12 protein-coding genes and 2 pseudogenes are annotated in these 13,283 nt (G+C 38.1%); 5 read left to right on the top strand and 9 right to left on the bottom strand.

Features of this window, described 5'->3' with window-relative positions:
- Window positions 1-37: 37 nt before the first annotated feature.
- Both ACIQZA_RS23720 and ACIQZA_RS23715 read right to left on the bottom strand, forming a co-directional pair.
- Window positions 38-1,273 (bottom strand): DNA polymerase IV, encoded by a 1,236-nt coding sequence (locus ACIQZA_RS23720; protein ID WP_402884286.1) that lies wholly within the window; start codon window positions 1,271-1,273, stop codon window positions 38-40.
- Between the two features lie 147 nt (window positions 1,274-1,420).
- Complete coding sequence (locus ACIQZA_RS23715) at window positions 1,421-2,818, bottom strand: aminotransferase-like domain-containing protein (RefSeq protein ID WP_402884288.1); 1,398 nt, start codon at window positions 2,816-2,818, stop codon at window positions 1,421-1,423.
- 133 nt (window positions 2,819-2,951) lie between these two features.
- On the opposite strand from ACIQZA_RS23715, the gene ACIQZA_RS23710 reads away from it, so the two are divergent.
- A complete protein-coding gene (locus tag ACIQZA_RS23710; protein WP_402884289.1) occupies window positions 2,952-4,118 on the top strand; it encodes an aminotransferase-like domain-containing protein in 1,167 nt (388 codons plus the stop codon).
- 437 nt (window positions 4,119-4,555) lie between these two features.
- Here ACIQZA_RS23710 and ACIQZA_RS23705 read toward each other — a convergent pair whose 3' ends face one another.
- The 5 genes from ACIQZA_RS23705 to bioD all read right to left on the bottom strand — a co-directional run bounded on the left by ACIQZA_RS23705 (window position 4,556) and on the right by bioD (window position 8,959).
- Window positions 4,556-4,678, bottom strand: a complete 123-nt coding sequence (locus ACIQZA_RS23705; RefSeq protein ID WP_323656811.1) for a hypothetical protein — start codon at window positions 4,676-4,678, stop codon at window positions 4,556-4,558.
- A gap of 509 nt (window positions 4,679-5,187) precedes the next feature.
- Window positions 5,188-6,180: a biotin synthase BioB gene (gene bioB / locus ACIQZA_RS23700; RefSeq protein ID WP_402884291.1), complete on the bottom strand. Its 993-nt coding sequence runs from the start codon at window positions 6,178-6,180 to the stop codon at window positions 5,188-5,190.
- Window positions 6,181-6,313: 133 nt separating this feature from the next.
- Window positions 6,314-6,904: a biotin transporter BioY gene (locus tag ACIQZA_RS23695; RefSeq protein WP_402884293.1), complete on the bottom strand. Its 591-nt coding sequence runs from the start codon at window positions 6,902-6,904 to the stop codon at window positions 6,314-6,316.
- Window positions 6,871-8,274 (bottom strand): adenosylmethionine--8-amino-7-oxononanoate transaminase, encoded by a 1,404-nt coding sequence (gene bioA, locus ACIQZA_RS23690; protein WP_402884294.1) that lies wholly within the window; start codon window positions 8,272-8,274, stop codon window positions 6,871-6,873. The genes ACIQZA_RS23695 and bioA overlap by 34 nt, the downstream gene beginning before the upstream one ends.
- Window positions 8,255-8,959 (bottom strand): dethiobiotin synthase, encoded by a 705-nt coding sequence (gene bioD / locus ACIQZA_RS23685; RefSeq protein WP_402884296.1) that lies wholly within the window; start codon window positions 8,957-8,959, stop codon window positions 8,255-8,257. The genes bioA and bioD overlap by 20 nt, the downstream gene beginning before the upstream one ends.
- Before the next feature lie 622 nt (window positions 8,960-9,581).
- Between bioD and ACIQZA_RS23680 the strand changes: the two genes are divergently transcribed.
- Window positions 9,582-9,902: a CPBP family glutamic-type intramembrane protease gene (locus tag ACIQZA_RS23680; protein WP_402884297.1), complete on the top strand. Its 321-nt coding sequence runs from the start codon at window positions 9,582-9,584 to the stop codon at window positions 9,900-9,902.
- Between the two features lie 219 nt (window positions 9,903-10,121).
- Window positions 10,122-10,586, top strand: coding sequence for a hypothetical protein (locus ACIQZA_RS23675; protein ID WP_402884299.1), 465 nt, complete (start codon window positions 10,122-10,124; stop codon window positions 10,584-10,586).
- Window positions 10,587-10,809: 223 nt separating this feature from the next.
- Here the strand turns inward: ACIQZA_RS23675 and ACIQZA_RS23670 are convergent, their stop codons facing one another.
- Window positions 10,810-11,847 (bottom strand): beta-carotene 15,15'-monooxygenase, encoded by a 1,038-nt coding sequence (locus tag ACIQZA_RS23670; protein WP_402884301.1) that lies wholly within the window; start codon window positions 11,845-11,847, stop codon window positions 10,810-10,812.
- Between the two features lie 263 nt (window positions 11,848-12,110).
- On the opposite strand from ACIQZA_RS23670, the gene ACIQZA_RS23665 reads away from it, so the two are divergent.
- Together ACIQZA_RS23665 and ACIQZA_RS23660 are read left to right on the top strand one after the other, a co-directional pair.
- Complete coding sequence (locus ACIQZA_RS23665) at window positions 12,111-12,581, top strand: hypothetical protein (RefSeq protein WP_402884302.1); 471 nt, start codon at window positions 12,111-12,113, stop codon at window positions 12,579-12,581.
- Between the two features lie 15 nt (window positions 12,582-12,596).
- A pseudogene (locus tag ACIQZA_RS23660) lies at window positions 12,597-12,884 on the top strand (relaxase/mobilization nuclease domain-containing protein); the annotation flags it as partial.
- Window positions 12,885-13,081: 197 nt separating this feature from the next.
- Here ACIQZA_RS23660 and ACIQZA_RS23655 read toward each other — a convergent pair.
- Window positions 13,082-13,283 (bottom strand): annotated as a pseudogene (locus tag ACIQZA_RS23655) (IS200/IS605 family transposase); the annotation flags it as partial.

The raw sequence follows: 13,283 nt of genomic DNA, 5'->3' as shown, positions 1-13,283 counted from the left end.
GGTTTTCTATTTTATTTTTAAAGTTTGATTATTTATTCTACTTATGTTCATCCCAAAAGTCTTTACTAAAACTCGTATTTGCTTGATATTTCCCTACTGGTTTGGCAATATCTGAACCTCGCAAAATTGTTCCTTTTCCAAACTTTTGCTCGATTTGATCAACCAGTTTAATAATTGGTTCATCTTTTACATGCTCTTCAAAGTTAAATAACGTTAGCTGTTGTGTCGTTTCTTTAATATCACTGACATTCGATATGGTAACACCTAGTAATCGTACAGGTTCCTCATCCCAATGCTTATTAAATAAATACCAGGCATGCTCAGCGATATCCTCTTTTGAATGAATCGCGTTATTGATGGTCTTACTTCGTGTACAAGTTTCCCAATCAGCTGAACGGATCATGATACTTACTGTAACGCCAGCAAGTTTCTTGGCCTTTAATCTGTCCGCTACCTTTTCAGAAAGTGTTGCAATTACTTTATATAGTTCATCTCTATCTGTCGTATCATGAGAAAGTGTTGTTGAATTCCCTACACTTTTCGTATCATATATAGCTTCTGGATCAACAGGCCTATCATCTTCACCATTTGCCTTTTGCTTCATCCGTAAACCATTAATGCCGAAGTTTTGCTTTAATACATATTCATCAGCTGTAGCTAGTTCTCCAATTGTTCGAATACCTAAATTCTCCAATTTCTCCGCTGTACTTTTGCCAACCCCATGCATCTCAATGACATTCATCGGCCACAATATTGTTGGAACATCACGCTTTCGGAGTACTGTAATACCCATTGGCTTTTTCATATCACTTGCCATTTTCGCCAAAAATTTATTCGGTGCAATACCGATTGAACAAGGGAGTTGCAATTCGTTCCAGATTCTATTTTGCATATTTTGTACGTGTTGCAGTACAATTTGGCCTTCTACTATCGGAAGTTGCAAATATCCTTCATCGATCGAAACTGGTTGGAGAATATCGCTATACTCTTTCAACAAATTAAAAAATGATTTAGACGCAGCTCTATACCGTTCGAAATTAGGAGGAAGTATTATTAACTCTGGGCACTTTCGCCGCGCCTCTCCGACATTCATAGTTGTATAAACACCACTTGCTCTTGCTTCGTAACTACACGTAATAATAATACCTCTACGCTCTTTAGGATTACCTGCGATGGCTACGGGTTTCCCTTTTAATGAGGGATCATATATTTGTTCAACAGAGGCATAAAAGCAATTAAGGTCGATATGTAAAATGATTCTTCCTTTATTCATGTTCTATCTCCTCATTTACTTTGGCTTACCTTTTAGACTAGGGTCATGCGCCTACTCATTGACACATAAAAACTATTCATTTACGTCCTTTATGCGCTATTGTATGACAATTTTCTTTACATACTTTTATTATAAGCTTTCCTTACATTAATCAACAAATGTATAGTCACCATCACTTTCAAGTAATTCCCTCAAAATGATGAGTGCTTGTTCAAGCTGATTTTCAGGTGCAGTGATGGCCAAACGAACTGCATTAACTAGCTTCGCATTTCCTACGGCAAAACGTTCGGCAGCATACACTTGCACACCAGCTTTTGCTGCTAGTAATTCAAACTGAACGCTGGTGAATTTTTCGGGGAGTATAAGCCATCTGAAAATACATTCTTCTTCTCCTAAAATGTTATATTCCCCTAAATATTGATCGACAAGGGCATTTTGTTGCTTGGCATACAACCGGTGCTTCTCTAAAATTGTCTGTGCAACGCCATCGTGAATCATCCTTGCTGTAAGCTCCACCATCATGAGAGACACTGAAATATTTATATTATACAGTGTTTCCATTATTTTTTTTCGTAGCGCTGGCGGTGTAACGATATAGGATAGTCGTAAGCCAGGTGAGATGGTTTTTGATACACTAGCAATATAAATAACCTTTTCAGGAGCATAGGACGCTATTGGTGCAAGCGGCTTCTCCTTAAGAAAACTATAAATCGCATCCTCAATGACGATTAAGCCTTTCCGCCTCGCAACCTCCGCAATCATTTTTCTTGTCTCCATTGACATTGTATGGGTAGTTGGATTATGAAAATCAGGAATAACATAAAGACCTTTTATATGCTCATTTTTACAAGCGTATAATAACCCCTCTCTTGTCATTTCACCGTTTCTTTGTTGGATTGCCACTAATTGAATACCAAGCATATTTGCAGCTGTTTTTATACCTGCATATGTAATGGGATCTGTACCAATTCGATCTCCTGGCTGAAACAACGCAGCTAACGTGCCAACAATGGCGTTTTGTCCCCCCGCTCCAAGCAATACAGGTTGATCTGTTTGAAAATTGACCTTTTCCAAAAGCTTCATTGCCGCTTCCGTTTGCCACACATTTCCTTCCGGTCGTCCGTACTGAAATAATTTACTAAAATGAGGATCATTCATCATCTTTTTCATATAACGTGTAATATCCTCATTCGCATGATTTTCTGGCAATACAGGGCCCATTTCAATCATCTGAGAAGATTTATTTGTTGGTAATAACATTTTGTTTGTCGCTGCATCAGATGAAACGAATGTACCATTTCCGATAGAAGCATAAATAAGCCCCTTCTGGCCACAAAGTTTCAAAGCCCTCGTGATCGTGCTTAAATTAACATCTAAAAAATCAGCTAACTCACGTTGAGGAGGTAGTTTGGTGCCTGGCGGTAATTTTCCATCCTTTATATCTTGTTCCAGCCGTTCAGCTATTGCTATATATAATGGAGCCGAACTTTTACTAATGTCCGGTTTCCAACTCATTGGATATTCTTCAAACGAATTAACTGGCATATTCTAAGCTAAGCTCCTTCTCTCTCAATTTTTGCATACAATATTTAATTGTCTTGCATACAATGATAATATTGTATGCATATGATGGCAATGATATAATTTTTAAAAAATCAGAAAAAAGGAATGAAGAATTATGCAATTTTCAGAAAAGATTTTAAATACCCCGTCCTCATTCATCCGAAATATTTTGAAAGTAACTGAATCTGAGGATGTCATTTCTTTTGCAGGGGGGCTTCCAAACCCAATCTCTTTCCCAATTGAAGCATTAAAGGCATCTGCGAACCATGCCATTACGGAAAATGGTAGTCGTCTATTCCAATATTCTTCTACACAAGGGTATGCGCCTTTACGTGAGTACATTGCTGCAAAATATCAACGTGTGCACGGACTAGATATCCATGCTGACGATGTATTTATTACAACTGGATCACAGCAAGCTCTTGAATTAATTGGGAAAGTACTTATTAACAAAGGTGATGGTATCGTCATCGAGGAGCCCGGTTATTTAGGTGCCATTCAAGCCTTCACATTAAGTGAGCCAACTTTCTATGGTGTAACACTCGAAAATGATGGAATAAACTTAGAAGAGTTAGAGAATGCACTACAACAACCAAATGTAAAATTCGTGTATACAGTTCCAAATTTCCAAAACCCAACAGGCCTTACGTATTCTAAAGAAAAACGTCAGCAAATTTGCGAAATCATGGCAAAATATAAGGATGTAGCGTTAATTGAGGATGATCCGTATGGAGAATTACGCTTCCAAGGTGAGCCACTACCGTACATTGGTGCTGGTAAATTAGAAAATAGTATTTTGCTAGGTTCTTTCTCTAAAACGGTCACACCAGGAATGCGTCTTGGCTTTATCATTACAAAAAATAAAGAATTACTGCAGCATATCGAAACAGCGAAGCAAGCAACTGACCTGCACACAAATATTTTCGCTCAATATGTCATTTATGATTATCTAGCAAACAATGACTATATGGAACACGTTCAAAAAATTATAGCGTTATATAAAAATCAAGCAGATGCTATGCTAAATGCAATGGAAGAGTTTTTCCCAGCACATGTGGACTACACACGACCAGACGGTGGAATGTTCATTTGGGCTACAATGAACAATGGAACTTCGTCAGTAGATGTCTTCCATAAAGCGATGGAGCAAAAAGTAGCCTTCGTACCTGGCGATCCATTCTATACATCAAAAACTGATGTTAATACAATGCGCCTAAATTATACGAATGCAACACCTGAAGTCATCCGAGAAGGTATTAAACGCTTAGGTAGCATTTTATAAAGTCGTTTAAAAGTTATTGATAAGAGATGGTGTGAAATTTTCACACCATCTCTTCTTATTTCTCATCATATTAACTTCTTTCCCAACAGATAAATGACAACTTGACTCGAAATATTTCATCAAAGCATTAACCATTTTTTCACGCAGGCGAGGAAATTTACATAATATAATGCACATGTAAGTTCAAAGCCCTCTTTAGACTTTGACAGAAAATTATTATCACAGAACGTAAAACATGACGATGATTATATTGTTGAAACTACATTATTATGAACATCATCATAATCGGCTGGCTCTAATTGGTTTTGATGGCTCTTTTATTAGTGAATAGTGCGATTTCGATTCTCGTTCATTAAAAGGTTAATCTATATAACGTAAAAAGCAACCCGCTTCGTGCGCTATAGCGTCGAAAAGGGTTGCTTTATTTTCATCTAAAATTATTTTGTATACGTTAAAACTGCATTTTTCTTAAATTTCGCTAAAGCTTTTGTCGCCTCATCTTTGTTTGTATACTCAAAAATTCGAACGTCCTTTTTATCAAAAACTGTAATAACCCACATGCTAAATTCTCCCTTCTAATTCGTTTTTGTAATATAACAACCACTAAAAACCGTGATACTTTTTCAAACTGTTTTATAACATTCTCTTACTTGATTCTTATTTTACGCCGTTTTTTTCAAAAATAAAGTATTATGTGAAGCCCTTCACAAACTGTTCAATTTCAAAACGCTTTCATTGAACAATTTGTGAAAACCAGATTTTTTAAGGCATAAAAACAGTTCTTTTCGTTTTAGCCTAACTTTATCTCTTATATGCCAATCGTGGGTTTTCGACGGATCTGAGCACTTTTCTTACTACCTAAGCATTTCCATGATGAACCCGGGCATTTTTCTCGCCTACATGAGCGTTCCCACGACGAACCTGAGCACATTACCCTACCTGAGCATTTCTCGTTGTTATCCGTCCAACAGAAAAAGCCGTATGTACGCCTTTTCCACGACGCACATACGACTTTCCAATTCGATGATAATTAAGTAGTAGTAGTAGATTTTATTCCATAAGTTTTTATTTAGCAAATTGCTGCTTGCTTTTCCGTTAATTCAATTTCAAAGCCTAAATCCTCAAGCATACGATAATCACTGTTTGCTTCTTGTCCTTCAGTTGTTAAATAATCTCCAACAAAGATACTGTTTGCTGCATATAAGCCTAGTGGCTGAAGTGACCCAAGATTGACTTCACGACCACCAGAAATACGAATTTCCTTTGTTGGATTCATATAACGGAATAACGCTAATACCTTTAAACAATAGCGTGGATTTAATTCCTTCGTCCCTTCTAGTTTCGTGCCATCAATCGCATTTAAGAAGTTAACCGGGATGGAATCCGCGTCTAACTGATGAAGTGCACGCGCAATATTCACGACATCCTCCTTTGTTTCCTTCATACCGATAATGGCACCTGAGCAAGGTGATATTCCATGCTTTTTCGCAATTTCAACCGTATTAACACGATCTTCATACGTATGAGACGTAGTAATATAGGAATGATGTCGTTCAGATGTATTTAAGTTATGATTGTAACGATCCACCCCTGCCTCTTTTAATTGCTGTGCCTGTTCTTCTTTTAATAAGCCAAGACAGGCACATACTTTTAAGCCATACTTCTCTTTAATTTCTGTAACAGCTTCACTTACAACATTGACATCCTTTCGAGTTGGCCCACGACCACTTGCCACGATGCAATAAGTGCCAATTTTATTGTCAAATGCTCGTTTTGCCCCTGCTAAAATTTCCTCTTTCGTAATGAATGGATATTTTTCAATCGGTGCAGTTGATTTAGATGACTGTGAACAATAGCCACAATCCTCTGGACAATAACCGCTCTTAGCATTCATAATCATATTTAATTTTACTTTTTTCCCATAATAATGCTTACGAATAGTAAAGGCACCGTCCATTACCTTTAAAAGTTCATCATCATTACTATTTAAAATGGCAAGAGCCTCCTCATTGCTAATGATTTTTCCTGCAATAACTTCCTCTGCTAACTGTAACCAATTCATTTAACATTCTCCCTCTCTACTTGTATAATTTATCAATTATGCCTCGGTATAATTGCGTGAAATCCTCCTGAGGCTATATCAGCTGATGTTTGATATCTGCTGAAAATAACTTAAATCTGCATTCCTCTCACATCTATAGAGGTGGGAGATTACTGCTGAAAGAAGTAATTGATCTTGCTGAATTAAATACTTTGTAAAGTCGCTCGGCCAAAAATGCAGAAGCGATCGCTAAGCAAAAATCTGCAACAATACTGTTTAAAAAGCCAACTACGAAAATATGTGACCAGCTCGTTTTCATATGTAACCAAAAATTCAATGACACATATAAATATGGAACTGCTACCGCATAAATAATAAAAAGCCCGACAATATTTGCACCGATAAAATGTTTTTTTGTTGGCGTATCCACTCTTTCAATCATGAAACCAATTACTAAAGCGGCTAGTGCAAAACCGATAAGGAAGCCAAATGTTGGTTGCAATACATAAGTGATGCCTCCACCTTGCGTAAAAACTGGCAGACCAACTAAACCAACCCCTATGTAGACAAGCTGACTTTGCAATCCATTGCGACTGCCGAGCAAACTGCCTGCTAAAAATACAAAAACTATTTGTAATGTAAAAGGCACTACTGGTAGCGGTATTTTAATAAATGCACCGATTGCGGTTAAAGCGGCAAACATCGCAATCATCACAAGTGACAGTGTTGATTGTCGTTTGAACAACTTACTCCCTCCCGCTCCTTAAAAAATTGCATGATCGTCTCTTTTGTTGTATCAATCATAAAACTCATTTCATCATCAGATATAATGTATGGAGGCATGAAATATAATATATTTCCGAGAGGACGAATGAGTAAGCCCTTTGCTAAGGCACGTTTATAGATTTGATAACCGATTCGTTCCTCACTAGGTAGCGGCTCCTTTGTTTCACGATTGGCGACTAATTCTATTGCACCAACTAGTCCTACTTGTCGATATTCCCCAACAAACGGCAACTCCCCAAATGCATTCATAGCTAACTCTCGCATACGTTCACCCTTGTTTTGTATCATATCGATCACATGTTCCTCTTCAAACATTGTCAAAACTTCTAAGGCTACACGACAAGCAAGTGTATTACCGGAATAGCTATGAGAGTGTAAAAACGCTTTCATTGTACCGTAATCATCATAAAAAGCGTTGAATACATTATCAGTCGTTAAAACTGCAGATAGTGGCAAATAACCACCCGTTAAACCTTTTGATAAGCACATAAAATCTGGAGCAATACCCGCTTGCTCACAGGCAAATAATGTACCTGTTCGTCCAAACCCAACTGCAATTTCATCTGCAATAAAATGCACATCGTATTTTGTACAAAGCTCTCGTAATCGCTTCAAATATAGTGGAGGATACATTTTCATGCCTGCAGCTGCTTGAATGAGTGGCTCAATAATAATAGCTGTAATTTCTTCATGGTGCTGACTAAGCTCTTCTTCCACAAACTGTATACATTGGGCTTGACAGCTTCCTGGATTCTCTTGAAAAGGACATCGGAAGCAATCCGGTCCTTGTGCACGTACTGTATCCAATAAAAGCGGCTGATACACTTCGTTATACAGCCCTACTCCACCAACAGATAAGGCACCAAGTGTTTCACCGTGATAAGCATCTGTTAACGCCAAAAAACGCTTTTTCGTCGTTTTTCCCGTCTGCATATGATATTGAAAACTCATTTTTAATGCGACTTCTATTGCAGAAGAGCCGTTATCTGCAAAAAATACTTTATTTAAACCATCTGGCGTTAAAGCGACTAATTTTTCTGCCACCTTAATGGCAGGTTCATGTGAAAAATTCGCAAAGATTGTATGCTCTAATGTAAACGCTTGATCGCTTAATGCTTGACTTATACGCGGATTCGCATGTCCAAATAAATTGACCCACCAGGAAGATACGGCGTCTAAATAGCGATTATTATTTTCATCGTAAAGCCATACCCCTTGTCCTTTTTTAATAACAATAGGCGGGAATTGCTCATAGTCCTTCATTTGAGAGCAAGGATGCCAAACATGCTGTAAATCTCTCGTCTGCAATTCAGTTAATGCTTGCTTCATATTTGACCAACCTTTCAAACAAAGAAGTGTGTGAAATAGAGTAGTCAACAATCAGTGAAATTTCCCCGAGCTTTGGGATCGTCGCATATGGCAAATCATGATGTTGTAGAATCGTCTTCACATTATCTTGTTCCATCTGACTACCTGTGTCTCCATTAAATACAATGCCAAGAACTTCAACATTACGAGCATGTAATGCCTCAAGTGTAAGCAATGTATGGTTAATCGTTCCTAATGTTGTTCGCGTGACAAGAACCACTGGAAGCTTACTTTGAACGATGACATCAAGAAGCGTATTTTCTCCATATGAATCTAATGGGACAAACAGTCCACCTGCTCCTTCACAAATCACGACATCGTATGTTTGCTGTAACAACTGCATTTGCTGTAATAAATGCTCCACATTTATTTGCTGTCCCTCCAGTTGTGCAGCAAAATGTGGTGATGCGGCTTCCTTAAACGAATAGCCATTTAAGTTTTCTTGCTTTAGTTTTTGTAATGAATACTTTTCATACATTGCTGTATCGTAATAATAGCAATGCCCATTCTCATTAATTTCGCCAGTTTGCACGGGCTTATAAGGTGTGACTTGTAAATCATGCTTTTGAAATTGACGCATCAGTAATGTAGTGATAACCGTTTTACCGACATCTGTGTCCGTTCCAACAACCCAAAAATGTTGCATCGTTAACCCTTCCCCTCCTTTAAGTTAACCGTTTACATTTTTTAAGTTAACACATTTATTTTTATTTTGTAAATGCTATTTCCATATTTCTTCAAAAACAGCCCTTTTCTATGCAAAAGGTAGAGAATTTTGTGATAACTTATCCGTTTTTATCATCATAAAAAACACTAGATTCTTACCGTGTGGCAAAATCTAGTGCTGGTAAATGTATATTAGATGTAACTATGACAAAAAAATACATATAGAAAAATATAACAATTTATGTTTATATGTTATTTGTAAATATATCCTCTTTAAGAAGGAGACTTCACATGTCCTATCTGTTGCACAGTATCATTACTACTGTATCATTTAGAGGGAAATACTTGGATATGGCAAAATATTTTGAATCATCACCAAAACGTGTGGTTGATTTCCGTTCCGACTGGGCTCTTTCCTGGGGACGTCCGATGAGCCGCTTCGCTTCGCTGCAGGGTCTCGGGCCAACACGAGGTTGGTCACGAAGGCGTTATCACAAGATGTGATGGTTTTAGCCTTCGTTCCTCTATCGCTGATCCCCAAGGAGTCGCCCAGTCTCCACTCCAATCAACTATTTACATAAAGTAGACGTTTTAACAAAAAAATGATAACCATATTTATTCCGTTACACCTTTTTGCTATTCTTAGTGAAGAAATAATGTGGAGAGGTTTTTTCCTTCCTATTCAACAAGAGATTTTCGGAAGCTGGGCTTGGGTAGTAAATGGATTACTTTGGGCATGGGTTATTCATGCTTGTCTGAAGTGGCATTTTATCAATATGCTTCCTAGCATGCTTATTGCTCCATGGATCGCCCAGTTTACTAATTCAACATGGGCCTCTTTTGTAACCCATTCTGTTGGAAATAGTTTTCTATGGATTTTGTTAGTAGTGGGAATAATAAAAAAAGTAAACCTCAAAATATAAACTTAATTTAATTTTATAATTCAACTTTTAAAGTCTTGTTACATAAGTAAATGTAGCAAGATTTATTTTTTTATAAACACCTCTTTTAAGCTTGTATTTTAGCTGGTTTTCTATTAATATCCAGAGATTTTTATTGTTTCATTACTTCCCTGAATATTACAGGAAATTTAAAGGGTTTTACTCTTCATTCGTAGTATTAAACTAAACGGGGGTGGCTGTATGTTTGGTATGTTTAAAGAATCAGAAAAGACTATAGACTCTTATGAGCATGTTAGTTTTATTTTAAAATCCTTGCTCACATACGAGCTAAAAGACTTACCTATTCGCTATGAGTTTTGGTATCGTGTGGCTATTCGTCAGGAAGAATTGCGAACGTTAAATACCGAGCATCGGGCAAAGATCTCTATGACTACCGCAGCAGGACGATTTCATCAAACACAATACGAAGGAACGAAGCAAAAATTAGCAAAGCTTAAACGTCTCGGAGATATGTATAAATCGTTTTGTATTGAGGAAGAACGAGAAGCATTAAATCATCGACTCCATTTTCATAAAGAAGCGATTTCTGAGCTATATGAGCATGTCCTAAATAAAGAGCTATATGTGTATTGCGATTCTGTACAGCAACAATTTTGGGATGCGGTGTGTGAAGACATATTAAATGCAATAGCCCACCTAGATTAAATAGGTGGGTTATTGCTTCTATTTCCATATCTCTTTAGCCACCGTAATGTCCCCTATCAGTAAACGCTAAACGATATTCTTCTGAAAATCACAAAACTCAAAACATTTCCCACTTCAAATGGGCGCTTTCCTTGGGCAATCAACTTATATAACTGTATAATCCAACCGACTTAATGTCTAAATTAAACAGGTGCCAGCTTTGTTTGCTAGCACCCGTTGTTTATTATTTATTATCTTCAATTCCTTGGATAAGTATTTTTCTAAATTCCTGTGCTTGGTCAGCTTTAATGGCTACATTGTTATAACGTTTTTTCAGGCCAAACATGAAAGTCACTTCCACAGGCTCCTTCATTTTTAAAATAAACTGTGGATATGCCGCTTCAAAATCACGTGCTATAAAATCAATTGTATCTTTGGATAATTTTCTTTCCAATTGTTCCTTATCCTCAATAAGTTCTTCAATCTGCTCAAAGCGAATTTCTGCTCGTTTCATCAATCCTAAAGACAAATACAATTTTTCAGATGTTACATGGACAGGGTTTAAACGAATGGCCTGCATATCCGCTATAAAAAATAGAACAGTGTATACATTTAAAATAAGTAATAAAATCGAAAGAACTATTGATTTTTCATGTAGCCACCAATGAATCCCTATTGTTTCAATGACTGTCCCATGGATTAGCATAATGATAAATGCAATATAGCTCGAGTTTTTATGCAAGGTTAAACCAGGTCGCTCTTTTCTTTTCCAACTTGCAAAAGCGTAGTAAAATACTACAAAATCTGCGCAAAACATCTGGATAATAGGATGCTTCGGTGCATGTTGTTCAACTGCTTTTGGAAATGAAAACAAATCGGGTATAGTAGTTGATCGTACATCCACTAGAATTCTTGGCATATAACGAACAAGCGTTGCAACTAGTAAAATTTCTAATAATATAAGTGTACCTTCAATCGCAAACCCAGTCCAAGTCACTGCTACAAATGGCTGCAGATGTTCTATTGGGATAATAAAACGAGCTGCAATACAACCAGCTGCTGCTAAAATAACCGCTTGTTTTATAGAAAACTTTCCTTTATATAGTAGAAATAAAACAGGTATAACAAGAACAAAATCAATTAATGAGCCAATAACAACTCCATTTGTTTCAGTTGGTAAAATCGATACACCAAGTCCAGTGTTATAAAGCGTGTAATTACTGGCAAGTACGAGTAACAAAAATGCTAGCCATATATTTTGCTTTTTCTTTAATGCAACCATGTTAAATCTCTCCCTTATCATTTATTTCATGGATAATTCCTTCCTTTTACAATGTACAACATAAAATAAAAACCGAAAATAGAGAGCTAACCTACAACTAAGCGCCGCCTTAGTGGGACTATGGGCGGCGTTTTTGCGTGGATAGCGGAACTTCGGGACAAGTTGGCCCGAAGTCGAAAGGAGGGATTGCAAATATCCCGTAGGGTCTGATTGAAAAATCAGGCCCTTTTTTCATGCCATAAAACGAACAGGAGGTAAAGCGCATGGCAAAAAATCAGCCAAACAAGCCGGACGAAGAAAAAACTGCCCCGGCACAGGAAGCCACAGCAGAAGCAAAAACCACTCCCGTGCCCATGTCGGAGATTGGCGGCGAAGCTCCGGCCCCAGAAAAGACCGCCGAGGAAACAGCGACACTTTCCCATGAGGACGGAGCCGCCCCGCATGAATCCGATAAGGACGGGCCGGAAGCACCTAAACCCATGGACATTCCCGCAACCACTCGCCTTATGACCTGTCATACAGGAAGCGGCATGACCATTACGGAAACCTTGAAGGACGGTTTTGACTACGGGAAAAATCCCAATAAGACCCGCAATGGCGATTTGATTCTTGCCTATGAATGTGACCCGGCCACGGCTGACGCGGAATTTTCACTCTCAAAAGCAAAGTACAAGGCCATCATGGGCCGAGAACAAAAACGGGATAATGATGTGCTGTATTACCAAATCCGGTAGGCGTTCCCGCCCGGCGAAACAGACCCGGAAACCGCCCTCAAAATAAGCTATGACCTTGCCATGCGCTGGACGAAAGGCCGACACGCCTTTTTTGTGGTTTCCCATGCAGACCGCCCCCACCCCCATTGCCATATTTACTACAACTCAACCTCGCTGGACTTTACACGGAAATTCCGGAATTTTATCGGTTCAGCCTGTGCAGTGCGGCGGCTCTCTGACCGCATTTGCCTTGAAAACGGGCTATCTATTATTACCAATCCGAAGCTCCACAGCAAGGGAAAATTCAAGCATTACGGGGAATAGCTTGGCGGGAATAAACTGCCGACATTACAAGAGAAATTAAAAGCGCAGATTGATGTTTGCCTTGCAATCAGAACCCACCAGTCTAACTGGTGGGTTGCTCTACGCGTGAAACGCTGGGGTACTGACCCATGTCTAAAGACACACTGAAAGGTCCGCCAACCGCACTCCGTTTTCACGTTACCACTAAAGTGGTTTTATTATCTTCGCTTTTTTGCTTTTATTTCTTCTCCTGTAAATGGATCAATGAATTCTTTCATGGTCATTTGATCCTCAAGAATATCCTCTTGTAATTGATTTTATATAAATTCCTGAATGATTTTTCTGTTTCTTCCTACTGTATCTACATAATATCCGCGACACCAAAACTTCCTGTTTCCATATTTGTATTTCAGGTTCGCA

The organism is Lysinibacillus sp. NPDC096382, from assembly GCF_044762845.1.
In the GTDB taxonomy this organism is placed as follows: Bacteria; Bacillota; Bacilli; order Bacillales_A; family Planococcaceae; genus Lysinibacillus.
The sequence above is the reverse complement of the archived record's forward strand: the minus strand, read 5'-3'. Positions and strand labels throughout refer to the sequence as shown.